This window comes from Paraburkholderia terricola (assembly GCF_003330825.1).
GTDB classification, from domain to species: domain Bacteria; phylum Pseudomonadota; class Gammaproteobacteria; order Burkholderiales; family Burkholderiaceae; genus Paraburkholderia; species Paraburkholderia terricola.
The window spans coordinates 2,041,888-2,066,910 of sequence record NZ_CP024941.1 but is presented as its reverse complement, the minus strand read 5'-3'; the positions used below and the strand labels follow the sequence as shown (position 1 = coordinate 2,066,910).

Annotated in this window: 20 protein-coding genes; 10 read left to right on the top strand and 10 right to left on the bottom strand. The window is 64.1% G+C overall.

The features are described from left to right. Positions 1–68: 68 nt before the first annotated feature. From CUJ90_RS09275 to CUJ90_RS09245, 7 genes are all read right to left on the bottom strand, one after another. A complete protein-coding gene (locus CUJ90_RS09275) occupies positions 69–3,182 on the bottom strand; it encodes an Hsp70 family protein (protein WP_208645211.1) in 3,114 nt (1,037 codons plus the stop codon). Next, positions 3,179–5,071 (bottom strand): Hsp70 family protein, encoded by a 1,893-nt coding sequence (locus CUJ90_RS09270; RefSeq protein ID WP_114162503.1) that lies wholly within the window; start codon positions 5,069–5,071, stop codon positions 3,179–3,181. Before CUJ90_RS09270 ends, CUJ90_RS09275 begins: the two co-directional genes overlap by 4 nt. Continuing rightward, positions 5,068–5,655 carry a DUF2760 domain-containing protein gene (locus tag CUJ90_RS09265; RefSeq protein WP_114162502.1) on the bottom strand — a complete coding sequence of 196 codons (588 nt, stop codon included), beginning with the start codon at positions 5,653–5,655 and terminating at the stop codon, positions 5,068–5,070. Before CUJ90_RS09265 ends, CUJ90_RS09270 begins: the two co-directional genes overlap by 4 nt. A 699-nt stretch (positions 5,656–6,354) precedes the next feature. Continuing rightward, complete coding sequence (locus CUJ90_RS09260) at positions 6,355–7,023, bottom strand: hypothetical protein (RefSeq protein WP_114162501.1); 669 nt, start codon at positions 7,021–7,023, stop codon at positions 6,355–6,357. A 12-nt stretch (positions 7,024–7,035) separates the two neighbouring features. Further along, a complete protein-coding gene (locus tag CUJ90_RS09255) occupies positions 7,036–7,950 on the bottom strand; it encodes a glycine zipper family protein (RefSeq protein WP_114162500.1) in 915 nt (304 codons plus the stop codon). After that, on the bottom strand, positions 7,947–8,534 hold the full coding sequence (locus tag CUJ90_RS32995; RefSeq protein WP_208645210.1) for a PAAR domain-containing protein: 588 nt from the start codon (positions 8,532–8,534) through the stop codon (positions 7,947–7,949). The genes CUJ90_RS09255 and CUJ90_RS32995 overlap by 4 nt, the downstream gene beginning before the upstream one ends. Before the next feature lie 115 nt (positions 8,535–8,649). Continuing rightward, positions 8,650–9,854 (bottom strand): IS3 family transposase gene (locus CUJ90_RS09245; protein ID WP_114163475.1). Its coding sequence is split into 2 segments (ribosomal slippage): positions 8,650–9,530 and positions 9,530–9,854, totalling 1,206 coding nucleotides; the frame shifts between segments, so codons are not numbered across the junction. 621 nt (positions 9,855–10,475) lie between these two features. On the opposite strand from CUJ90_RS09245, the gene CUJ90_RS09235 reads away from it, so the two are divergent. Then, positions 10,476–10,658, top strand: coding sequence for a hypothetical protein (locus CUJ90_RS09235; RefSeq protein ID WP_244219893.1), 183 nt, complete (start codon positions 10,476–10,478; stop codon positions 10,656–10,658). Positions 10,659–10,686: 28 nt separating this feature from the next. Here the strand turns inward: CUJ90_RS09235 and bamA are convergent, their stop codons facing one another. Then, a complete protein-coding gene (gene bamA, locus CUJ90_RS09230) occupies positions 10,687–12,996 on the bottom strand; it encodes an outer membrane protein assembly factor BamA (RefSeq protein WP_083083766.1) in 2,310 nt (769 codons plus the stop codon). 286 nt (positions 12,997–13,282) lie between these two features. After that, the gene (locus tag CUJ90_RS32625) at positions 13,283–13,429 is read right to left on the bottom strand and encodes a hypothetical protein (RefSeq protein ID WP_161553687.1); all 147 of its coding nucleotides are present in this window, start codon (positions 13,427–13,429) and stop codon (positions 13,283–13,285) included. A gap of 42 nt (positions 13,430–13,471) precedes the next feature. On the opposite strand from CUJ90_RS32625, the gene CUJ90_RS09225 reads away from it, so the two are divergent. The 9 genes from CUJ90_RS09225 to CUJ90_RS09185 all read left to right on the top strand — a co-directional run bounded on the left by CUJ90_RS09225 (position 13,472) and on the right by CUJ90_RS09185 (position 22,894). After that, positions 13,472–13,861, top strand: coding sequence for a hypothetical protein (locus tag CUJ90_RS09225; protein ID WP_073432511.1), 390 nt, complete (start codon positions 13,472–13,474; stop codon positions 13,859–13,861). A gap of 151 nt (positions 13,862–14,012) precedes the next feature. Continuing rightward, entirely contained in the window at positions 14,013–16,298 is a 2,286-nt protein-coding gene (locus tag CUJ90_RS09220) for an LPS-assembly protein LptD (RefSeq protein WP_114162498.1), read from the top strand. A gap of 161 nt (positions 16,299–16,459) precedes the next feature. Next, a complete protein-coding gene (gene soxC, locus CUJ90_RS09215) occupies positions 16,460–17,734 on the top strand; it encodes a sulfite dehydrogenase (protein WP_114163501.1) in 1,275 nt (424 codons plus the stop codon). Positions 17,735–17,765: 31 nt separating this feature from the next. Further along, complete coding sequence (locus CUJ90_RS09210; RefSeq protein WP_114163500.1) at positions 17,766–18,344, top strand: c-type cytochrome; 579 nt, start codon at positions 17,766–17,768, stop codon at positions 18,342–18,344. 218 nt (positions 18,345–18,562) lie between these two features. Beyond that, positions 18,563–19,477 carry a TauD/TfdA dioxygenase family protein gene (locus CUJ90_RS09205; RefSeq protein ID WP_114162497.1) on the top strand — a complete coding sequence of 305 codons (915 nt, stop codon included), beginning with the start codon at positions 18,563–18,565 and terminating at the stop codon, positions 19,475–19,477. 49 nt (positions 19,478–19,526) lie between these two features. Next, on the top strand, positions 19,527–20,597 hold the full coding sequence (locus CUJ90_RS09200; protein ID WP_114162496.1) for an ABC transporter substrate-binding protein: 1,071 nt from the start codon (positions 19,527–19,529) through the stop codon (positions 20,595–20,597). Between the two features lie 73 nt (positions 20,598–20,670). Then, the gene (locus CUJ90_RS09195; RefSeq protein ID WP_114162495.1) at positions 20,671–21,501 is read left to right on the top strand and encodes an ABC transporter ATP-binding protein; all 831 of its coding nucleotides are present in this window, start codon (positions 20,671–20,673) and stop codon (positions 21,499–21,501) included. Then, positions 21,498–22,388: an ABC transporter permease gene (locus CUJ90_RS09190; RefSeq protein ID WP_114162494.1), complete on the top strand. Its 891-nt coding sequence runs from the start codon at positions 21,498–21,500 to the stop codon at positions 22,386–22,388. The genes CUJ90_RS09195 and CUJ90_RS09190 overlap by 4 nt, the downstream gene beginning before the upstream one ends. 206 nt (positions 22,389–22,594) lie before the next feature. Further along, entirely contained in the window at positions 22,595–22,894 is a 300-nt protein-coding gene (locus CUJ90_RS09185; protein WP_114162493.1) for a hypothetical protein, read from the top strand. Positions 22,895–22,938: 44 nt separating this feature from the next. Here the strand turns inward: CUJ90_RS09185 and CUJ90_RS09180 are convergent, their stop codons facing one another. After that, positions 22,939–24,780: a thiamine pyrophosphate-requiring protein gene (locus tag CUJ90_RS09180; RefSeq protein WP_114162492.1), complete on the bottom strand. Its 1,842-nt coding sequence runs from the start codon at positions 24,778–24,780 to the stop codon at positions 22,939–22,941. Positions 24,781–25,023 lie beyond the last annotated feature (243 nt).

Here is a 25,023-nt window from a genome sequence, read left to right as displayed (position 1 = left end):
GAGCGATGTTGATGAGCCGCCAGGTGAGCGGGGCGTTTGGCTGAGCGGCCCGGCGCGGCGGGTAACGCTCAACCGGCGATCAGCTTCAAGCCCGCCGGCAGCGACTCGCCGAATACGCGGCCTTCGTCGGCGTTATCGAGTTCCACGGTCTCGCTCACCATCGTGATCCACGCGCGCGGCGCATTGGCCGCCTCGAGCCGGCGCACCACCGCCTCGCGCGCGGCGTCGGGCAAGTCGCGCGAACGGTCGCCGGTCATGCGGGCGATCTGCACGGCGGCGAACGCGGCGGGATCGACCTTCTTCCAGTCGAGCGCGAGTATCGCGTCGAGCCAGCGCCCGGCGACCTTCGGCGGCACCACGCCATGCGCGCTGCCATAGAACGGCCGCCGTGCGCCGATACGGCCCACCGCCCACCAGCCTTGATGATTTTCGGCGGGCTTCTTCAGCCGCGTCAGCACCGATTCGCCGAGTTCGATCTTGCGTTCGACGGGAATGCGTTCGAGCGACGCGCTCAGCCGGAGCATGTCGGGAAAGCCGGTTCTGGACACGTCGAACGGCAGCTTGTGGCGCGACTGCGCGGCCGTTTGCAGATACGCCATCGCGTCGAGCACGCGTAGTTGCGCGCTTTCGTCGAGACCGCCCGCGGCGCGGCGCCACAGCGTCCACCATTCCGACCACACCTGGCTCTCGTTGACGTACTGAATGCCGTCGTCGAACAGCGACCACAGTTGTTCGACGCGCCATGCGTCGAGCGGATAGCCGAAGCCCGGCCGCACGCAATAGCCGGCGAGATTCAGCCATAGCCGCTCGTGATCCGCCGAGCGCCGCCGACGCCGCGCGCGCTCCCACAGCGCGCCGAACAGTTCACGCAGCAGCGCGCTGTTCCAGCTCTCGCGCGGGCCGAGCAGTTGTTCGAGCTGCGCGCGCAGCCGCTTGATTTCCTTCGGGCCGACGTTTTGCGAGCGTGAGCCGAAGCTGCGGTCGATATGGTCGATCGCTTCATCGAACGCGGGATGCCGGGCCTCGCTCGCATCGCCGGCCAGATTCACCTGCGCGTCCTCGCGGCGCAACTGGAATTCGAGCAGCCAGCGCTGCGCGGGATCGTCGAGTTCGATGCAGTGGACTTCGAGCGTGCCGACTTCGGTGAGCGAGGTCGCGATGCGCACCGCGGTTTCGCGCGCGGTGCGGGTGCCGGTGCTGGTGCTGGTGCTGGTGCCATCGCGGGCTTGATCGCGCGGCTGCACGATCGTCGCGATGGGCGGCAGGCGAACGAAATCGCCGTCCGCCAGATCGATCAGTTGGCCGGCTTGATAGACCGTGTCCGCGCTCGACGAAACCAGGTGAAAACGCACCGGATGCCCGAGACGCAGCGCGAAGGTACGCTGCTCGATCAGGATTTCGTGGCCTTCCTCGGTGCCGCGCGGCAGCAGGCAGATGCCGCGTGGCGTAGCGTCGGCGTCGCGCTTGCCGTCGCCCGTTTCGTCGAGCACGAGGAAGTAGCTGCGCGGCGAACCGCCGCCGATCTTCGGCGCGCCGCCCACGCGGGCCAGCGCATAGGCGACCGCGCCGCGCGCCACGGCGACGTCCGGGTTGTCGTTGTGCAGCACGTTGAGCGGCTCGCCGCGCCACGCGCCTAGTGTGTCGGCGAGGCGTCGCGTCAGCGCCTCGGCGCGGAATACGCCGCCGTTCAGCAACAGCGTGTCGGGCACCGGCACGGACGCGTCCGGGTCGGTGGAAGCGGCGCGACCTAACGCCTTGCGCGACTGCGCCGCGAAGCGGCTCAGGAATGCCGCGATATGACGCGTGACGGCGGCATCGGTGGCGTAAGGCAGACCGAACTCGACGATCGCGCCGCGCGGCCTGCCTGGCCGTTCGCTCGACGCCACCGCCGGGAAAAAGCCGTCGACGATGATCTGCTCGACTTCGTCACGCGTAAGCTGCGCGGTGCGCGCGCCGCCGATCAGTTTCGAGCCCGCGCCGAGCAGCGTGATGGAGGCGGAATCGGGCGCTTGCGGGCCGAGCAGTTGTTCCTTCGCGGCGCGGCAACGCTCGACTAGTTGCGAGAGGCTGGCTGCCGACAGGCGCTTGCGTTCGCTGTTGACGCTGGCGCTGCTGCCGCTGCTCTCGATCGCGTTGCTGCCGCCGCTGCCGACGGCGTTGCCGCGATTTTCGCCATCGCCGTTGCCGGCATTGCCGCGATTCACGCTATCGCCGCTGCGGTCGCCGGCATTGCCGCGGTTGCTGCCGTCGCCATCGCCACGACTTCCACCGTCGCCGCCAGATAGCCGCATCTCGACGCGATGCGCGAGCGCCAGATCCATGTTGTCGCCGCCGAGCATCAGATGATTGCCCACGCCGATGCGCGTGAGTTCGGGCTCGGCGTTCTCAGGCAGGTTCACTTCGATCAGCGTGAGATCGGTGGTGCCGCCGCCCACGTCGCAAATCAGCACGAGCCGCGTGTCGGCGAGTTCGGCCGCAAGCCGCTCGCGGTGATGAAACAGCCAGTCGTAGAACGCGGCTTGCGGTTCCTCCAGCAGCCGCAAGCCTGGCAGACCCGCCATGCGCGCCGCTTCCACGGTGAGCGCCCGCGCGCCTTCGTCGAAGGAAGCCGGCACCGTTAGCACCACGTCCTGATGTTCGAGCGGCGCCTGCGCAAAGCGCTGGTTCCAGGCCGCGCGCACGTGCGCGAGATAGCTCGCGCTGGCCTCGACCGGCGAGACCTTGAGGACGTCGTCGGCGGCGCCCCACGGCAGGATGGGAGCGACGCGGTCCACCGACGCATGCGACAGCCAACTTTTGGCGCTCGCCACCAGCCGCCCCGGCACCTGGCCGCCGAGCGTGCGCGCGAGCCGGCCGATCACGACCGGCGATTGCGCCGCCTTACCGTCGCCGCGGTCCGCGCCGTGCCCGCCGCTCGCCGCGCGCTTTGCCGTCGCTGTCGCTGTCGCCGTCACCGTCGCCGTCCAGGGCAATTGCAAATCGCCCGCGTCCAGTTCGCCCGGCGCCGCGTGATAGCGCACCGAGGGCAGAAGCGGCCGCGCGGCCACTTCACCCGGACTCACCAGTTGCTCGATCTCGAACACGCGAATCGGCTCCGACGCGTTGCCGGCCTCCGCGTAGGCGAGCACCGTGTTGCTAGTGCCGAGATCGATGCCGACCTTGTACCGCTTCATCTCAGTCATGCATTGGCGTTGCCGCGCACGTCGAATTCGACTTTCCAGCGCTCGTCGGTGCCGCGCGGCATCGCTTCCAGTTCGAGCGTGCCCGCCTCGGTGACGCGCGCATGCAGCTTCACCGGCACGACTTCACCGGCGGTGCGGCCCGCGGCCGGCAGCGTCGCCTGGATTTCCTCGAGTTCCTGCAATTCCTCCGGGCCCCAGAAATCGAGCAGCGTGCCCACCTGATCCTGACGACGCACCGACGAACCGAAGAAGCGGAAGTGCACCGGCTCGCCGACCACGAGGCCGAATTCTTGCGCGGGCAACTCGGCCTCGGTGCCTTCCTCCATGCCGAAGGGCGCCACGCACAGCGCCTGCACAGGCGGTTCGAGCCCCGGCACGGCGGGCATCGCCGATTCGATCGCGATGTAATACGCGCGCGCCGTGCCGCCGCGAATCCGCACGCCCCGGCCGCGCCGCACATAGCCGTAATAGGCCGCGCCGCGCGCGACGGCGAGATCGAGGTCGGCGCCTTCCAGAAGCCGCGCGGGCGCCGCGCCTTCGGCCGCGAGCCAGTTGTTGAGCGTGCCCATGATCCGCTCGACCAGCAGCGGCGACTTGAACACGCCGCCGTTGAACAGCACGGCGGTGGGATGCAGGAAGCTCGCGTCTTGCGCGCCCGGGTTTGTGGTTACGCTTGCGTTCGGATTGGCGGCGGCGTCGCGTAGTCCTTCGAGTTCCGCCAGCGCGCCCACCTGACGGCCGAGGAACGCCGCCAGATGCCGCGTGATGCCCGCGTCCTGCGCATACGGCAGGCCGAGTTGCGTGAGACCGGCGCGCGCGCGGCTCACCGGCCGCGCCGCGCTGTCCACCTGCGGGAAAAAGCCTTCGAGGATGGTTTGCGTCAACTCGGCGCGCGTGAGTTCGGTGCGGATCGATCCGCCGATCAGCTTCGAGCCGCGGCTCGGCACCACGAGCGGCACCGTGTCGGTCGCCGGATCGCTGAGCAGCGTTTCCTTGGCCGAGCGGCATGCATAGGTGAGGGCGCGCAGTTGCCACGCGTCGGCCTGAGTGCCTTGCGCCGCGAGCTTGCGCGCGACGCCGTGCGCGAGCGCGAGGTCCATGTTGTCGCCGCCCAGCAGAATGTGCTCGCCGACCGCCACGCGATGCAGTTCGAGATTGCCCTCGCGCTCGATTACCGCGATCAGCGAGAGGTCGGTGGTGCCGCCGCCCACATCCACCACGAGGATGATGTCGCCCACCTCGACCTGCTTGCGCCACTGGCCGCCGCTCTTCTGGATCCAGCTATAGAGCGCGGCTTGCGGTTCTTCCAGCAGCGTCATGCGGCCGTAGCCGGCGGCCTCGGCGGCCTCGGCGGTGAGCTCGCGCGCGGCCGGATCGAACGACGCGGGAATCGTCACCGTGATGTCCTGCTGCGCGAAGGGCGCGTCGGGGTGCGCGTGGTCCCAGGCTTCGCGCAAGTGCGTCAGATAGCGCACGGAGCTTTCGAGCGGCGAGACGCGCGCGACTTCGGGCGGCGCGTCGTTGGGCAGAATCGCCGCGCGCCGGTCGACGCCCGGATGGCACAGCCAGCTTTTGGCGCTCGACACGAGTCGGATCGGCGTGGCCGCGCCGCGGCCGCGGGCGAACTCGCCGACCGCGAACTCGCGCTCGCCGGTCCACGGGAGATGGAGGTCGCCCGAACTCAGTTCGTCGGGATGCGGCAGATAGAGGAACGAGGGCAGCAGGTCGAGATTGTCGATCGCGCCGGGTCCGGTGAGCTGCGCGATCGGCAGCACGCCCTCGCTGGTTTGCTCGCCGTCGCTCGCGGCGGTGTCCACATACGACAGCGCGCAGTGCGTGGTGCCCAGGTCGATGCCGATCGCGTAGCGTGATTCGCGTGCGTCGCTCATAGCTCCACCTCGGCCGGGGCGATGACCTTCGCGTTGTGGCTGTCCGTGAGCTTCGGCAGACGCACTTCGTCGACCCGCCAGCCGCGGTGGCTGATGCTGCCGCTAAACGGCGCGCGGCCCACCACATTGCCGGTCAGGCGGATCGCGCTCGCGTCGAAACCTTCGGCCAGCGTGACGCGGCTGCCTTCGGCTTCGTCGCGGATCGGACGGATCGTGAAGTGCTCGCGCAGCGTCGCGCGGCAGCCTTCGTGCACGAGGCGCGCGGCCACGCCGATGTCGGCGTCGCTGTAGTGCTTGATGTCTTCCTCGACGAAATCGATGAAGCGCGCGTCGCGTTGCAGCAGGCCGAGCAATTGCAGCGCGGCGTCGGGGCTGGCTTCTTTCAGCGTGGGCGCGGGTTGCGGCGCGGGCGTGGGAGCGGGCGTGGGCATGGACGCAGCGGCGGCGGGCGGCGTGCTCGCGGCCGCCTCTCCGTTACGCAGACGCAGCACGCCGGCGGCGAATTCGCCGTCGCCGAGAATGCGGAAGAACGTGCTGACGGCAAGTGAAATCCTGCCGAGGAAGGATGGGTTCGAGTCGGTCATCAATGCTCCTGAGTGGCTCTGTTCGAGGACGAGCTGTCCTGGCTGCGCCGCACGCCACGGGCCTGAAATACGGACGGGCAGTCGTCATGCGCGTTGGCGAAGGTCGGCGGCACGGCGGCCGCCGGGGTGTGGGTTTGCGGTTGCTTCATCCAGAATCGCGGCGCGCTTCGCGCGCGCGAAACCCGTATTTTGCCTTGTGACGCGCCGAACGCGGGCAAAGCCCGCGAATCGAGCCTTCAATGCGCAGGGATTGGCGGGTCGAAAGGGCCGGTTTTCAGACCGCGTCGGTTGGGTGTTTGCGCGCTTTTCACCGGCTTTTCACCGGCTTTGCCTCGCTTTCGCCCGCTTCAACGTTCACCGTTCCCACGCACACATGATTCACGCGCCGTGCGGCCCGAACTCCGCGACCACCTGATCGATGAACGTGCGCAGTCTCGGCGTGGCGCGGCTCGCCGGAAAGACCAGATCTTAGACAAACCTCGATAGAATTTGTACGCTCCATCAACTGTCCCCGGCCTTGCCGATCCAGTATTGAATCTATTCCGTTCCAACACACTTGAGATAGACGTAATCGCAATTCGTATCATAGATACCCCTTTCGCCGAGTTTGTCACTCATAACCGCCTTCATACCGATAGCGGATTGCGAAGCAGCGGCGCAACCGGAACGATGTGCTGAGTTTTCGTTTAACCGTCATGTTCAGTCTTCAAGCTTGCGAAAGCGAACATCGCGCATCCTGATACTCTCAACCCACAGTTCCCAATCTTCATCCGAGATGTGGGCAACCGTCTCTTTCCGGCCTTCCTCCAGGAATTCGGTCTGCTTATCCAGACTCAGGCTTTCCCAAAACGGGTCCCAAACATAGTTCAGCCAGTAGTGAGGATCACCCTGACTGATATGCAGCACCGGCCCGAACTCATACAACGTAATCCACGGAGGAGGCGGGTGGAAACCTTGCTCCGAGAGCGTGGTAATCAATTCAAAATCATTGGAGAGCAATCGCACATCTCGCTCTGAAAACCGCCACGTGGGGGAGATGATGGTACTCAACGACTGCCCATCGACCTCACGCGCGAAGTGAAAATATGCGACCTCTTGTCGGCCCTGCCGAACCAGGTTGAGTAAAGCCAGAAACTGAGTGAGCTGAACATGATGGACGAGCCCGAAGGCATTGATTCCTGCATCGCCCTGGTATATCGGCTTAGGATAGGCAGGAAGCTGCCGCCTTCTCAGATCGAGAGGGCCACTTCCGAAGATGACTTGTAGGTCATTGAGCGGCTTTTTAAAGGTCTCTTCGAGACTCTTCAGACTTTCCCGCTCTGCACGCTTCGTTTGCAACTCTTCAACCTTGCGCCTGAAGAAAGACACACTCCCCCCTCATCATTGATCTGGAATCTCATTTGCGATCATCGAGCCGCCGAAGTAGCCGATAGCACCAAAGATGATGCCACCAAGCGCACCTGTTATCACTGCGCCGGGTCCAAGCTCGATTCCGACCATTGCACCCACCGAAGCACCGACTCTGGCGCTCGCGGCGGCGCCGGCCCAACTGCCCGCCCATCCACCAGTCTGACGAATGACTTCTTTTTCCAAGGGACGAATGGATTTCAGATGGATGGATTGACCCGTTGCAACCGATAAGTCGTATCCCGTGAAGGCTAAACCAGCAACCCGAACGACGCGAGCATACTTGACGATGCCAAGGCTGATCGCCAATCCGCGCTGCGAGAATACACCTTCACCCGGCACCACCGGACGTGGTTGAATCAGCACTTCCTTATCGAGATTGATGACGTTTTGCTTGATATGGTTTGCCCATCGTCTGTCTTGCGAGCGGGCCTTGGCAGCATACTCATCGATGGCCTGAACGATCTCATCGGTTGTCACTAGCTTCGCACCGGCGCGCTTTGCCTTGGCAATATCGACGTAGATTGTCTTGCCAGCCATCCGGTCTGCCCCACCGGGATAGATGCTACTGGTTGAGGCGTAAGACGTGATCTTGTTGTATTCCAGCACGTGATCAACAACACTCGCTGGAGTTTCAGGACCGCCCTTGCCCCACAGACCATATTTTTCGGGGTAGGCCTCACGCATATTGCCCAACGGCGAGAGTTTCAATTCCACTAGTCGGGGATCTGATATCGACGTGTAGGTGTTGCGAACCAGCATGCCATCTTTGCCGACTTCTTCGACGGTCACAAAGAAGAAAATTCGTGCAGGCATGTGATGACCGAGAACATCATACTTGGAGTCAGGGGTCTGGTTGGTGTTGGTCCGATAGACGAAGTTGGTCATTGTTCCCAGCGCTCCAGAGCTTTAAGTCCAACAGCTATATCAAGAGTTTTTTGGCCGTTCGTATACACGCGCGGGCACAGACCGTTTTCGTCCGTCAGTCCCTGATAGGTTTTGCCCGCACTGTCTGTTATATGGAATGGACAATTCGCAGCAGGACAACCCGAATCATCTACGATGCGAATTTGTTCATCGTAGCTCCGAACGGTTTGCGAAGCGGCGTTGCTAGTGCTAGTGCTAGTGCTAGTGCTAGTGCTAGTATTAGTGAGCGCTTTCAGCGGCGGCTCAGCAGCCATTGCTTCGCCTTTGCTATCGGAATAGAACGCAGAAGATGAACTGGCCGCGAGAACAAAGTTCTTGCCGCATGGGCATAGAACGCGGTCCAGGTCTTTCACTAGCGGAAAGTCATCATCCATCCAGTCATTCGCCGTGCCATAGATTGGATATCCGCCCTTGCAGTTTCCGCACGTAGCATGATTTTCTTTCCGCGCGTATGCCTTGCCTTGCTCGTTATAGCTCCGGCTACGCGCAATCACATATCCTCCCGTTGTGGTGCGATCACCGTCCGCTACAAGTCGATCAAACATGCTGCCTCCTGTTCAGTCCGCTACTTTTAGTCTTAACTGCTAACCCCACCCGTCCTGATACGTTCCGTTCTCCCGTTCTGGACTTGCCCCCGCATGACCGGACATGCGGTCACGCTTAGGTTGGTGAATTTGCTCGCTGGCGAAACTCGCGTGGCGAGCAGTATTTCAGGGCGCTGTGCGGATGCGACTCGTTGTAGTGGTCAAACGCGATGGCCAGGTTCTGCAACGCGGTTCTCGCGTCCGGCTTGGGCATCCACGAGACGTAGTCTCTCTTCATCGTTTTGACGAAGCTCTCGGCCATGCCGTTGCTCTGCGGACTTCTGACCGGCGTCGTGATGGGTTTCAGGCCCACTTTTTTCGAGAACGTCAGCGTGTCCTCGGCAATGTAGCAGGAACCGTTGTCGCTGAGCCATTCGATTTCGTTGTCGGCTTTCAGCGCACCATCGAAACGGTTTTCTACAGCCTGAAGCATCACATCACGCACCATGTCTCCGGTGTAGCCTCCAGTGGTCGCAGCCCAGCTCATGGCCTCCCGGTCGCAGCAGTCGAGTGCAAAGATGACGCGCAGCGGCGAGCCGTCATCACAACGGAATTCGAAGCCGTCCGAGCACCAGCGCGCATTGCTCCGGTCCACCGCGACCCTGCCGTCGTGTCGGCGCGTTGACTGGGTATGGCGCGGGCGGCGTTCGAGCAGCAGACCGTGGGTATGCATAACCCGATAAACCCGTTTTGCATTAACGCGAGGCTGTCCCTGTGCGTCCCGGTTTCGCCGTAGCAGGGCCCAGGCGCGCCGGTAGCCGTAAGTTGGCAAATCAGCGACCAACTCCTGGAGCTCCGCGACGAGCGGCATGTCGTCACGGGCGGGCGTCTTACGCCTGTCGACCCATTCAGCGTCGCGCTTTGATTTCACCGCGAGATTCGAGCGCGACACACCCAGGACTTCGCAGACCGTCTTCATCGGTCGTCCCCCGGCAGCAATGGTGAGCGCGCAATCAATTTTTTTGCCCGGCCGTACTCCACTGCTTCGCGGAGGATTTCCACTTCCATCGTCTTCTTGCCCAGCAGTCGCTGGAGTTCACGAATCTGCTTCATCGCTTCGGCCAGGTCGGACGCCGGCACCACCTGCTCGCCAGCACTGACTGCTGACAGGCTTCCGTCCTGATAGAGCTTGCGCCAGGCGAACACCTGGTTTGCATTCACCTGATGACGACGGGCAACTCCGGAAACGCTCGCTCCGGGTTCGAAGGTCTCGCGCACTATCGCGAGCTTCTCCTCGACAGAGCGCCGGCGGCGCTGTTCGGGCTGGGTCAGAATTTCAATCGGTTCCACGTTGGAGCTGGGCTTAAACATAGGCGTAAGACTACCTCAAAGTTTAAGCGTTACCTCGTGTCCGGTTTTCGCGGGGGCCGGCCCACGTTCATATCGGCGAATAGATAACGACGCGCAGGCCTGTCCCTTACGGGCGCGAAAGTTCGACTCCTCGTTCGTCCACGGGGACCAACGAGGTTGACGTGCGCACGTCGCGGTGCGAGCTATCGTTAATCACATCGCTGTTATCCAGCAGACTGCCGGCGATCGCATATGCCATATCGGGACGGCCCGGCATATCGATGCCTAATGATTCGCGCGCGCGTGCCGTCTGCGTAGTCGATAAGATCGCCGACACGGGCCGCCCGTTGCATCACGTCGCGAACCTCGTAAGTCCCGGTCCTCCGCTGTTCCAAAATCCTGGGTGGAGGCATGCCTGGCCGTATATCAGCGAAGTACGAAAAAGGGCACTAACAATGCGTATTGCATTGCCTTTAACTTGGAAATGGAAATTGTCGAATCGGGTATAGGCTTCGACGCGGTAAAGCCCGCATGGCCTGTTATCAACGGGCCATGCGTCGCATTGCGGGTACCGTTCAGCGAGACTCACCGCTGTTTCCTTCGAAGCGCGCGGTGAGCGCGCTAGTCGATCAGTTCGGCTTCGATCCGGTGGATGCCGGAGCGCTCGCGGACAGTTGGCGCTTGGAGCGCGCGAAGCCGGTGTACTGCATCGCGCTGGACCGCGCGGGGCTGCTCGAAGGGCTGGCGGCGGCGCAGCGGGAGGTGGAGTTGCCGCATGGGTCGTGGCGGCATTGATCGAAGCACAGGCGCCCGGCTGTCCCGCTCAGAACGACGTGCCGATCTGGAACTGGAACCGCTGATACTTGTCGTTCGCATGCTTGACGATCGGGAACCCCATCGACAGCTTGAGCGGGCCGATCGGCGAGATCCATTCGAGGCCGGCGCCGTAGCTGTAGCGCAAGCCGTTGGCGCCGGTGCTGTTGCCTTCGTTGCCCCACACGTTGCCCGCATCGAGGAACGTGAAGACACGCAGTGTCCGGTCCCATCCGCTGCCCGGCAACGGGAACGTCATCTCGACGTTGGCCACCACCATGCGCGAGCCGCCGATCGGGTCGTCGGTCGTCTTGTCTCGCGGACCCAGCGAGCCTGATTCGTAACCGCGCACCGAGCCGATGCCGCCCGAGTAGTAATTCTTGAAGATCGGATACGCCTTGCCGGCGAAGCCGTTGCCGTAGCCGCCCTGCAAATTGAGCCCGAAAATGAAGCCGCGCGAGAACGAGTAGTAATACTGCGCCTGCACGTCCGCCTTGTAGTACTGCGTGCCGCCCGCCGGTGTGCCGACCTCGCCGTTGCTCTGCACGAAGTACCCGCGGCTCGGCACCAGCGCGCTGTCGCGATTGTCGCGCGCCCAGCCCACCGTGACGGGCACGTTGTTGACCACGCGGCCGAATTCGTTGACGTAATCCTTGTAGCTCTGGGGCGTATCCGAATCGATGTTGAAGCGGTCCTGCTCGAAACCGACGCCGAAATAGACGGTGTCGGCTTCCGAAAAAGGAATGCCGAACTTGAGGTCCGTGCCCACCGAGATGATGCGGAAACTCGTGTCGGAGTAGTTGTAGAGCGGATAGCTGGTGCGGTAATAGATGTCGGAGATCCGCTTGATGCCGTCCACCGTGAAGTACGGATCAGTTTGCGTGACGGACAAGGTGCGGTAGGTCTTCGCGGTGTTGATGCTCACGCCGAGACTCGTGCCCGAACCGAACACGTTCTCCTGCGAGACGCCCGCCGAGAGCACCACCTTGTCCGACGACGAGAAGCCCGCGCCGAGCGTGATCGAGCCGGTCGGCTTCTCGCTCACCTTGACGTCCACGTCCACCTGATCGGGCGAGCCTTCCACCGGAATGGTGGTCACGTCGACGTCGGTGAAATAGCCCAGGCGGTTGACGCGTTCCTTCGAGAGCGTGAGACGGTTGGAATCGAACCATGAGCTTTCGAATTGCCGCATCTCGCGGCGCACCACTTCGTCGCGGGTACGCGTGTTGCCGACCACGTTGACATGGCGCACGTACACGCGGCGGCTCGGGTCCACCTGCAGCGTCAGGTCGACCGTGTGATGCTGCTGGTCGATCTTCGGCAGCGCATTGACGGTGGCAAACGCGTAGCCGTATTCGCCCAGTCTGTCGACCACGGCCTTGGTGGCGGCCTGAAGTTTTTCCGCCGAAAAACGCTCGCCCGCCTTGATGTTCACCAGTTTCATCAGTTCGGCTTCGCGATCGAGCAGGTTGCCCGCCAGCTTGATCGAGGAAATCGTATACGGCTCGCCCTCGTGCAGCGTCACCGTGAGATACATGTCCTTCTTGTCCGGCGTGAGCGACACCTGGGTCGACTCGATATTGAATTCCAGGTAGCCGCGATTCAGGTAATACGAGCGAACGTGCTCCAGGTCGCCTGTGAGTTTGTCTTTCGCGTACAGGTCGTTCTTCGTGTACCACGAGAACCAGTTCGGCGTGGAGAGCTGCATCTCGTCGCGCAGCGCATCGGTGCTGAATACCGTATTGCCGATGAAGTTGATCTGGCGGATCTTCGCGCTCGGGCCCTCGGCTACCGAGAACAGCACCGCGACCCGGTTGCGGTCGATCGGCGTGATGGTGGTGACGACTTCGGCGGCGTAGAAGCCGCGCGTCAGGTACTGGCGCTTCAGTTCCTGTTCGGCCTTCTCGACCAGCGCCTTGTCGTAATAGCGGCCTTGCGACAAACCGACCGCGCCCAGCGCCTTGGTCAGATTTTCCTTGTCGAACTCGTGAATGCCGGCGAAGTCGATCGTGCCGAACGCCGGACGCTCCTGAACATAAACGATGACGACGCCGCCCTCGGTCGAGATCCGCACGTCGTTGAAGAAGCCCGTGGCATACAGTGCGCGAATGGCTTCGGAAGCCTTGTCGTCATTGAACATCTCGCCTTTCTTGATCGGCAGGTACGCGAACAGGGTGCCGGGTTCGACGCGCTTCAGTCCCTCGATGCGGATGTCCTGCACCACGAGCGGCTGCACGGCATGGGCCGGCGCGCTCGAAAGCGAAATGCCGGCGAGCGACAGCGCGCCCGCGATACGGCTCGTTAAAGCTTGAAGATTCATCTTGGGCTTTCAGTCCTGATGCAGCGCGCGCAGCGCGGATGAGAACGCACGAACGCAAGCGATGCATTCGAACGAGGGTCCATGCCTCTGGAAACCGCGAAGTATAGGGACGTGCCTGCCGCGCGGCGTTACTCAAAACTTTCGGCGCCTTAGCGGTAACGAGGTGGGTAATCCGTCGATGACCACGTGGCCGCGCGTGGCGGCGCTAGCCATCGAAATACTGCGTTACAGAAGCTAATGAAGCGTAGGGCGCGCGTAACCCAGCGGCGTGCTTGCACTGCTATCGTCAAATCGTCGATTCCGCTACCCGCGTAACGCGATCTGGAGAAACGGTCATGATTGAATTCTTTTCACCCGCCGTGCTGGCGGCGGTCTTGCGCGTCAGTTCGTCGCCGATCTTTTCGGTACGCCTCGCCACGGCGTCGCCGCTCAAGCCGCGCGAGCCGGCCCCGCGCCGCGCACGAGGGCACGGGCCGTGTCTGATACGCCGACCTTCATGCTGAATTCGATCAGCGACATGCAGTTGACGGCGGACGGTCAATACCTGCTGATTCACGGCAATCAACCCACGGCGGCGTTGCACCGATCGGTCCTCAACGATCTGCTGGTGGCGCTGCCCAATGCGATCGAGCACGCCGACCGCGTGATTCACAACAATCAGGAGATGGGCTTCGCGCTGCACTGCCAGGGCTGGGAAGTCGGCCGGCTCAACGGCATGGAAATGGTGGTGATCCGCTTCCGGCTATCGGGCAACGCGGGGCTGTCGTTTTCGTTGCCGTCCGAGCAGATTCCTTATTTATTGCAAGCGCTCGGCGGCGCGGCGGGCGTGGGCGAGTTTCGTTCCAACGACGCCACGTTGCAGTAAATCGTGCGCGCACCCCGACTTCCGGCCAGGCTTCGGTCCCGGCTTCTTCCCGCGGCGTTGCGTCCATCATTCTTTCCGATACTTGCCTGTTTTGATATTACGCCGTGTTTTTCAGCGTCAACGTCCGCGGTTGAGGCCGCTCGTTTCATTCATGCTGTGCGCGGCGGGATACGCGCCGCTTGCCAGCCACGCGCAACTGACGGGCGGCGCCGCGCTTGCCGAATCGCTCGACGGCGTCTGGGGTCTGCGGCTCGCGCCGCAATTGAGCGAGCAGCCGCTGCGGCCGGGCGACGAACCCGCCATCTCGGCGATGGCCGATTCGGCGACCGCCACCACCGGCACGGACCTCTCGCTGAAAGGGCAGGCACAGTTGCGGCGTTACGGCTCCAGCGTCGCGGGCGATGCGCTGCATTACGACCTCGATAGCGACAAGGCCGACGCCTACGGCCACGCGCGGCTGGTCAACAACGGCAACGTCTTCGACGGGCCGGACGCGCACTTTTACGTCGAAGCGAACGAAGGCTACATCAGCGTGCCGAAGTACCGGTTTCACCTGACGGGCGGCTGGGGCAGCGCGCAACGCATCGATCTGCTCGATCGCGAGCGCACCGTCGTTCATCACGGCACCTATAGCACCTGTCCGTGCGAATCGGTTCCGGCCTGGTATCTGAAGGCATCCGAGTTCGACGTCGACAGCGGCAACGACGAAGGCATCGCCCACAACGGCGTGCTGTTTTTCCAGGGCGTGCCGCTGCTGGCGAGTCCGTGGCTGTCGTTTCCGTTGTCCGGCGCGCGGCGCAGCGGTTTTCTGCCGCCGACGTTTTCGGTCAGCTCGACCAACGGTGTCGACGTCGCATTGCCGTATTACTTCAACCTCGCGCCGAACTACGATCTGACGCTGACGCCTCGCGTCATGTCGAACCGGGGCGCGATGTTGACGGCGGACTATCGTTATCTCCAGCCGAACGCTTTGGGTTCGATCTCGCTCGCGTGGCTGCCGCACGATGCGATCACCGGAACGGATCGTTACTCGATCGCGGTGAATCAGAACTGGAAGCTGGACTCGGGGTGGGGCGCCTACGTGAACTACAACCGCGTGTCGGATTCGACGGTGGCGACCGATCTCGCCTCGGGCGTGGCGTTTCCGACCAGTTCCACCACGCTGTATCAGCAGGAAGCGGGGCTCACCTACTCGAACGGGCCGTGGAGCGTGCTCGCGCGCGAGCAGCGCTGGCAGGCTTTCTCGAACGATTCCACCTATAACCGCGAGCCGCAGGTCAATGTCCGTTATGCGCGCTACGACGTCGGCGGTTTCGACTTCGGCGCCGAAGCGGACGCCACGCGCTTCACGATCGCGTCGTCCGACATGACGCAAGGCAACCGTTTCGTTTTCAACCCTTACGTGAGCTATCCGATCGAGCGTCCGGGCTGGTTCCTCACGCCGAAACTCGCCTGGCATTTCGCCGCCTACGACGTGACGTCGATCGGATCGGACGTGCCCGCGGGCGAGCCGAAGTCGTTCAGCGTGAACGTGCCGACCTTCAGCCTCGACTCGGGCATGCGCTTTGAACGAAGCGTGCGGCTGTTCGGGCAGTCGTATATCCAGACGCTCGAACCGCGGCTTTTCTACGTCTATACGCCTTACCGCGATCAGTCGTTCGTGCCGCTGTTCGATACCGCCACAGCCGATTTCGGGCTCGCGGAACTGTTCATGCCCAACAGTTTCGTCGGCAATGACCGCGTGTCCGACGCGAACCGCGCCACGGCGGCATTGACCACGCGTTTCATCGACCCCGCGAGCGGCGACGAGCGCGCGCGCTTCATCCTCGCGCAGCAGTACGATTTCACCACGCCGCACGTGACGCTCGGCACCGGCGACCGGATCGCCACCGTCGCGCGCACGAGCGTGATTGCCGGCGCGTCGTACAAGCTGGGTCCGGGCTTCTCGGCGGAACAGGCGGTGGAGTACAGCCAGGCCAATCACTACCTCACCCACGCGGAAGCCGGGTTCGGCTGGGCGCCGGGCGCGCGCCAGGTGCTGAACGTCGCGTATCGCTATACGCGCGCCAACAGCACGCTCGATTATCAGCCGGTCAATCAGTTCATCGTCTCGGGGCAATGGCCGCTCGCGCGCAACGTGGTGAGCGTGGCGCGGGTGAATTACGACATGAGCGCGCATCGGCTGATCGCGGGCCTGCTGGGGCTTCAGTACGACGCGGACTGCTGGTCGCTAGGCGTGGCGTTCGAGAAGTACACGAATGCGACCGGTTCGGGCGCATCGCCCAGCACCGGCACGCGCGTGATGATGCAGCTTCAGCTCAAGGGCTTGTCGCAGGTCGATAACGGCTTGCTCAATCAGTTCCGCGCGAATGTACCGGGTTATACGCCCGCCACGACCGTGACCGAGCCGGTGTCGCGCTTCAGCGATTACCCATGACGTGAAGCGCTTTTCGCGCGCCGGCGCGCGCACGGCCAGCCCCGCTTTCAGCCCGCTTTACTTCAATAGCTTTACTCCAATCGATATGAAAATTCATCGTTTGGCCCGCGCTTCGCGCATCGCTACGATAGCCCGCTTGCCCACCACGCGCCGCCGCCATGATGAACTCGCGCAAGCCCCAGCCGGATCCGCCGCCGTCGCGCGGCCGTCGTCGCCTGCTCGGCGGTCTCGCGGTCGGCGGTCTCGCCGCTTCGCAGGCGACGGCGGCCGCTGAACTGCTGCGGCCGCTCGACGTCGCGCCGTGGAGCCGCACGCCCGGCGCGCCGACACTCGAACATCCGTATGGCGTGCCGTCGCCGCGCGAGGCGAACGTCGTGCGGCGCAGCGCGCGCGCATGGCCGCTGCCGGGCGCGGCGTCGTCGATGACGCCGCTCGCCGACCTGCACGGCACGCTCACGCCCAACGGACTCGTCTACGAGCGGCATCACGGCGGCGTGCCCGACATCGATCCCGAGCAGCATCGGCTGGCGCTTCACGGCTTCGTGCGCGCACCGAAGCTGTTCACGATGGACGACCTGCTGCGCCTGCCGTCCGAATCGCGGATTCACTTTCTCGAATGTTCGGGCAATACCGGCAGCGAGTGGAATGGGCCGAGCGGTTTGCCCGTGCAACTCACGCATGGCTTGCTGTCGTGCTGCGAATGGACCGGCGTGCGTTTGTCGACGCTGCTCGAAGAAGCGGGCGGCCTCTCGAACCCGCTCAAGCCCGAAAGCGGCTGGCTCCTGGCGGAAGGCGCGGACGCCGCCGCGATGACACGCAGTTTGCCGCTCGAACGGATACTCGATAGCGCATTGGTGGTGTATGCGCAAAACGGCGAGCGCTTGCGCCCGGAAAACGGTTATCCGTTGCGCCTGATCGTTCCCGGCTTCGAGGGCAACACGAATGTGAAGTGGCTGCGCCGGCTGAAGGTGGTCGACGCGCCGTTGCAAACGCGCGAGGAAACGTCGAAGTACACGAGCCTGCTCGCGAACGGCAGCGCGCGTCAGTTCGCGTTCGAGATGGATGCGAAGTCGGTCATCACGCGGCCTTCGCCGGGACATCGGCTCAGCACGCACGGCTATTACCCGATCACGGGGCTCGCGTGGTCCGGGCGCGGCACGATCCGCAAGGTCGAGGTCTCCACCGACGGCGGCGCGACCTGGCAGTTGGCGCGTCTGCAGGGCCCCGTAGCCGATCGCGCGCTCACGCGCTTTCAGGCCGACTGGCGCTGGAACGGCGGCCCCGCCGCGCTGCTTTCGCGCGCCACCGATTCGACCGGCTACGTGCAGCCCACGCGCGCCGAACTCGTCGCCGCGCGCGGCCTGAATTCGCAGTACCACTACAACGCGATCCAGCAATGGCGCGTCGGCGAAAACGGCGAGGTGCGCAATGCCTGAGAAGCGGTTCGGCGCGAACGGTGTGTTGCGGATGCGGGTGCGAACGGGCTTGCGAACGAGGGCGCGCGTTCCGCTCGCCGCATCGCTAGCGCTTTTGGCGCTTGCGTCCTGTGCGTCGATCACGCCCGACGCGCGCAATTCAACCCCGACCCACGACATCGGCACGCCGCTCACCGACTCGCAGCTCGCCGCGTGGAACATCGACGTCGCGCCGGATGGTCGCGGCTTGCCGGCCGGCAGCGGCGACGTCGCGACGGGCGCACGGGTCTTCGCCGCCCAATGCGCGGCATGCCACGGCGCGCGAGGCGAGGGCGGTCTCGGCGACCCGCTGGTGGGCGGCCACGGCACGCTCGCGAGCGCGAAGCCGAAGCGCACGGTCGGCAGCTACTGGCCCTACGCGACCACGCTGTTCGACTATATCCGCCGCGCGATGCCGTATAACGCGCCCGAATCGCTGTCCGCCGACGAGGTGTATGCGGTGAGCGCGTTCCTGCTGAATCAGAACGGCATCGTGCCGGCGAACACGCGGCTCGATGCGGCGTCGCTGCCGCGCGTGGTCATGCCCAATCGCGACGGCTTCGTGCCCGATCCGCGGCCTGGGCGACTGTGACGCGTGACGGCGGACCCACGGACCCGCGCATTGGGGCCGCGGCCGCGGAGGCATCGAACGTGCTATCGCGGTCCGCCTCGCGTTAAAGCAACGGGTTTATCACTTCAGCAGATAACCGTATCGGATTTCCTTCGTTGTGCCCCGGCCTTCGCGCCAGTAAATTCTTCTGACTACGCCTTCGACGGCGTCCTCCGAACAGATTCGACGAAGAGTTTCCTGTGACGACTGCCTTTGCACCCGACCTCGACGCGGCCAGCGCCGCCAACACGCTCCATCCCTCCCGGCGCATCGAGATTCGCGCCTTCGACGGCCCGCTCGGCGCTGAAGTACTCGGCCTCGACCTCGACGAGCCGCTGAGCGACGACGACTTCGCCCGCATCCATCGCGCGCATCTCGATCATCACGTGCTGGTGTTTCGCGATCAGCGCATCACGCCGGATCAGCAGATCGCCTTCAGCCGGCGCTTCGGTCCGCTGCAGATTCATGTGCTGCATCAATTCCAGTTGCCGGGCTATCCCGAGGTGCTGGTGGTGTCGAACATCGTCGAGAACGGCAAGCCGATCGGTCTCGGCGACGCCGGCCATTACTGGCATTCCGATCTGTCGTACAAGGACAAGCCGAGCCTCGGTTCGCTGCTGCACGCGCAGGAGTTGCCCGCGGAAGGCGGCGACACGCTGTTCGCCAACATGCACCTCGCGTGGGACACGTTGCCCGCGCATTTGCGCAGCGCGGTGGAAGGGCGCTTCGCCGAACACACGTATCTCGCGAAATACGCGGAACTGCAAAAACGCAGCCCGTGGCGGCCCAATCTCTCCGCCGAGCAGATCGCGCAGGTCAAGCCGGTGGTGCAGCCGATCGTGCGCACGCATCCCGAGACCGGGCGCCGCGCGCTCTTCGTCAGCGAGCATTTCACGACTCGCATCATCGGCTTGCCCGAGGACGAGAGTGCGGCATTGCTCGCAGCGATCTTCGCGCATAGCGTGCGCCCCGAGCATCTGTACCGGCATCGCTGGTCCGCGCACGACATGGTGTTCTGGGACAACCGCTCGCTGATGCATCTCGCGGCCGGCACGCCCGACCATCTGCGCCGCAAGCTTTATCGCACGACGATCGAAGGCGACGTGCCGTTCTGACGGCAACGCCGCCCGCCTTGACCTCAATCACACGCTGACCGGAGTTCCGATGCTTGCCAGGTTTCGCCCGACCGCCGCGCGGTCGTTTTTTGCCCGACGCTTCACCACGGCCGCCGCGACCGCCACGACACTGCTGGGCTTGTCGATCGCCAGCGCGGGATTGACCACGGCCATGCCCGCCCACGCCGAAGGACAGATCCGCGTCGCCGAACAGTTCGGCATCGTCTATCTGCTGCTGAACGTGGCGCGCGATCAGCAATTCGTCGAGAAGGAAGGCCGCAAGCAGGGGCTCGACATCAAGGTCGACTGGGTGAAGCTCTCGGGCGGCGCGGCCATCAACGACGCGCTGCTGTCCGGCGCGGTGGACGTGGCCGGCGCGGGCGTCGGCCCCTTGCTGACGATCTGGGACCGCACGCGCGGCAAGCAGAACGTGAAGGGCGTCGCCTCGCTCGGCAATCTGCCGTACTACCTCGTGAGCAACAATCCCGACGTGAAGACGATCGCCGACTTCACGGAGAAGGACCGCATCGCCTTGCCGGCCGTGAACGTGTCGGTGCAATCGCGCGTGTTGCAGTATGCCGCCGCGAAACGTTGGGGCGACAAGGCGTACAACCGCCTCGACAAATTCACCCAGGCGTTGCCGCATCCCGACGCGGCCGCGGCGATCATCGCGGGCGGCACGGAAATCACCGGGCATTTCGGCAATCCGCCGTTTCAGGAGCAGGAACTCGCGGGCAATCCGAAAGCGCACATCGTGTTGAATTCCTACGACGTGCTGGGCGGCCCCAGTTCGGCCACGGTTCTCTACGCCACCGAGAAATTCCGCGACAACAATCCCAAGACGTACCGCGCGTTCGTCGACGCGCTCGCCGACGCCGCGCGCTTCGTCGCGGCGAATCCCGAGGCCGCCGCCGACATCTACATCCGCACGAATCAGTCGAAGATCGACCGCGATCTGCTGCTGAAGGTAATCAAGAATCCGCAGGTGCAATTCAAGGTCGCGCCGCAGAACACGCTCGGGCTCGCGCAATTCATGTATCGCGTCGGCGTGATCAAAAACGAGCCGAAGTCGTGGAAGGATTATTTCTTCGACGACCCGGCGACCGCGGCGGGCAGTTGAGCATGACGCATCTGATTTTTCATCTCGCTGAATATGCATCGGCCCGCGTGGCCGGCTTCGAAGGAGCGCTCTGATGGTGGCCAATCCCACGCTTCTATTTCCGGAACGCAGCGGACAAACCCGCGGCGCGACCAGCGAGCGCTTGCTCGCGGTCGAAAACGTCAACCTCGAATACCGCACTCGCGAGCGCATCGTTCGCGCGACCCATGACGTGAGTTTCGACGTCTACGGCGGCGACCGCTTCGTGCTGCTCGGACCGTCGGGCTGCGGCAAGTCGACCTTGCTCAAGGCGGTGGCGGGCTTCATCGAACCGACCTCGGGCCGCATTTCGCTCGACGGTCAAAGCGTGCGCGGGCCCGGCGCCGATCGCATCGTCGTGTTCCAGGAATTCGATCAGTTGCCGCCGTGGAAGACGGTGCTGCAAAACGTCGCCTTTCCACTGCGTGTCGCGAAGAAGCTCTCGCGTGCCGAAGCCAACGAACGCGCGCTGCATTATCTGGAGAAGGTGGGGCTGGCTTCGTTCGCTCATGCGTATCCGCATACCTTGTCGGGCGGCATGAAGCAGCGGGTCGCGATTGCGCGCGCGCTCGCGATGCAGCCGCGCGTGCTGCTGATGGACGAACCGTTCGCCGCGCTCGACGCGCTCACGCGCCGCAAGATGCAGGAGGAACTGCTGCGCCTGTGGGACGAGGTGAACTTCACGCTGCTGTTCGTCACGCATTCGATCGAGGAAGCGCTGGTGGTCGGCAACCGCATTCTGCTGCTGTCGCCGCATCCGGGCCGCGTGCGCGCCGAGCTCAACAGCCACCAGTATTCGCAGGACAGTTTCGGGCGCGGCGATTTTCAGCGCAGCGTCGCGCGCATTCATCACCTGCTGTTCGAAGAGACGGAGGCCGCGCAATGAGTTCTCCCGCCACCTCGTTGCCGCCCGCTTTGCCCCCCATTCGCGACGAGTACGAACGTCCGCTCGAACCGCTCGGCGAGCTTGTTTTCGAAGCGCCGTTGCCGTTCGGCAAGCGCCTTCTCGCGCAAGCCTGGCTGCGCAAGACGCTGATCGCGCTGGTGCTGATCGGCATCTGGGAAATCGCCGCGCGCGCGGTCGACAACGATCTGCTGCTGCCGACCTTCGGCGCGACCTTCAGCGCGTTCGTGCAAGGTGTGTGGTCCGGCGAACTGCTGCGCAAGACCGCGGTGTCGATGTCGGTGCTGCTGCGCGGCTATCTGCTCGGCGCCGCGCTCGCCTTCGTGCTGACGTCGCTGGCGGTGTCGACGCGCGTGGGCCGCGATTTTCTGTCGATGCTCACGGCGATGTTCAACCCCTTGCCCTCGATCGCGCTGCTGCCGCTCGCGTTGCTGTGGTTCGGCCTCGGCACCGGCAGCCTGCTGTTCGTGCTGGTGCATGCGGTGCTGTGGCCGCTCGCGCTCAACACGTACTCGGGGTTTCAATCGGTGCCGGCGACGCTGCGCATGACGGGGCGCAACTATGGCTTGACCGGCATGCGCCACGTCCTGCTGATTCTGGTGCCCGCCGCGTTGCCGTCGATTCTCGCGGGACTGCGGGTCGGTTGGGCGTTCGCATGGCGCACGCTGATCGCGGCCGAACTGGTATTCGGAGCGAGTTCGGGCAGCGGCGGCCTGGGCTGGTACATCTTCCAGAATCGCAACGAGCTCTACACGGACCGCGTTTTCGCGGGGCTCGCGGCGGTGATCGTGATCGGCCTGCTGATCGAGCATCTGGTGTTCGACACGCTGGAGCGCGTGACCGTGCGCAAATGGGGCGTTCAGCACTAGCGGGCACGATTGCTGCGCGCTTGGCCGATCGGCCGGATTGGCCGGGTTGGCGTGCAAGGCGGCTCGAATGTCGAATATTCCAGGGCCATGCCAGGGTTATGTATGACGTGAAGGGGTTTCGATTCCGCCGGAGTGGACTAAGCTTGTAATCGGGCGCTTCTGTTGGATTGGACCCGCCGCAACGGCAACCCCATTTCTCGACGGCCATGATCACGACGCAACGCATTACGGTGTCCGCCGCGCTCGGCGCCTTGCACGTCATCGCAATCTGGAAGTGTCTGCGCGCGTGCGAAACGCCGGCGTGCGGTTCGAGCATGCACGTCAAGCTCCAGGACCGCACGGAGTCGATCACGCTGTATTTCGACGAGGTGCCGATGGAACAACTGCACCGACTCGTCATCATGCTGAACAATCTGCCCGGCGCGATGACCGCGAGTCTCGCGCCGGCAACGGCGCCGGGGCCGGGCGAGTCCCTGTCTCGCGTCGGCTCACGTCAGCATACGTGAGCATGCGTTAGCGTCATCGACTTCAAGCGGTAAGGCAACCCGCATCACTTGTCGCGATGCCCCGGCAGCACCGCGCCGAGCACCTGCCTGGCGGTCTCGACGATCACGTTGCCTTGCTCCGGGTCGCCCTTCATCAGCGTCGTGGCGAATGCCTTGGCCTGGGCGAGCGTGACATGCGGCGGCAACGGCGCAATGTTGGGATCGGCCTTCACCTCGATGACGACCGGTCGGTCCGCCGCGAGCGCCTCGTCCCAGGCCGCGCCCATCTGTTCGGCGTCGTCGACGTAAATGCCTTTCAGGCCGATCAATTCCGCGAACCGGTGATACGGCACGGAAGGAATGTTCTGCGACGCCTCGAACTTCGGATCGCCATTCATCACGCGCTGCTCCCACGTCACCTGGTTCAGATCCTCGTTGTTCAGCACCATGCAGACCCAGCGCGGATCGGCCCAGTCTTGCCAGTACTTCGAGACGGTGATCAGTTCGGCCATGTTGTTCATCTGCATCGCGCCGTCGCCCACCAACGCGATCACGGGCCGCTCGGGAAACGCGAACTTGCCGGCGATCGCATACGGCACGGCCGCGCCCATCGACGCGAGCCCGCCCGAGAGCGAGCACATCATGCCGCGCCGCACCTTCAGATCGCGTGCATACCAGTTCGCGCAGGAACCGGAATCGCTCGTCACGATCGAGTCGGCGGGAATGCGCTTCGACAGCTCCCACACGGTGCGCTGCGGATTCACCGCGTTGTTGCCGGCTTCGTGCGCGCGCCGCTCGAGCGTTCGCCACCAGTCCTCGGTCCAGCCCTCGATGGTCCTGCGCCACGCGCGGTCCTGCTTGTGTTCGAGCAGCGGCAGCAGTGCGCGCAAGGTCTCCACGCTATCGCCCACCAGATTCACTTCCATCGGATAACGCAGGCTCAGCATGTCCGCCTTGATGTCGATCTGCACGCCGCGGGCGGCGCCTTCCTTCGGCAGAAACTCCGAATAGGGGAAGCCGGAGCCGATCATCAGCAGGGTGTCGCATTCCGTCATCAGGTCGTAGCTCGGCTTGGTGCCGAGCAGGCCGATCGCGCCGGTGACCCACGGCAAATCGTCCGGCAGCGCGGCCTTGCCGAGCAACGCCTTGGCGACGCCCGCGCCGAGTTTTTCGGCGACGGCGATGACTTCGTCGGTCGCATGCAAAGCGCCCGCGCCGACGAGAATCGCCACTTTCTTGCCGGCGTTGAGCACGTCGGCGGCCTGCTGAAGATCGTCGGGATAGGGCACGAGCCGCGGCGCGCGAAAGCCCACGCCCGAATGCAGCGTGCCGTGCTTGCGGCCCGGCGCTTCATACGGCAGGTCCTGCAGATCGTTGGGCAGCACGATCGCGGTGACCTTGCGTTCGGCGAGCGCGGTCCGCACCGCGCGATCGACCAGATGGCGGACCTGCGCGGGGACGCTGGCCTGCTCGACGAAAGCGCCCGCGACGTCCTTGAACATCGAGACGAGGTCCAGTTCCTGCTGATAGTGGCCGCCGAGCGCGGCGCGCGCCTGCTGTCCGGCTATCGCGAGCACGGGCATGTGGTCCATTCTGGCGTCGTAGAGACCGGTGATCAGATGAGACGCGCCGGGGCCGGAGGTGGCGATGCAGACCCCGAGTTCGCCGGTGAATTTGGCGTGCGCGGCCGCCATGAACGCGGCCATTTCCTCGTGGCGGACCTGGATGAATTGGATGCCCTGATCCGAATCACCGGTCCTGTCGTTCCTGTCGTGCTTCTGTTTCGATTGAAACCGGTTGAGCGCGCCGAACATGCCGTTGATGCCGTCGCCCGGATAGCCGTAAATCCGGCGCACGCCCCAGGCGTGCAGTCGCTCGACGATGAAGTCGCTGACGGTTTGAGCCATGAATGTCTCTCCTTGGCGAATACGCGAATGAGCATCTCTGCGGACGCAAATCCCGTTCCCATGCGGTGCTCACGTGCGGTGTTCACATTTAGCGGCGGCATGCGGGATGCGGTTTGCCGGGCTCATCCGTCGATGGCGCCCGCGCTTCTTCATTTCGCCTGGAGACGCGTTGGTTCGGCGCAACGCACCGGTCCGGCCGTGGCGCGTATGCAGAATGGGAAAACCTTTTGAGGGAGTCGCTAC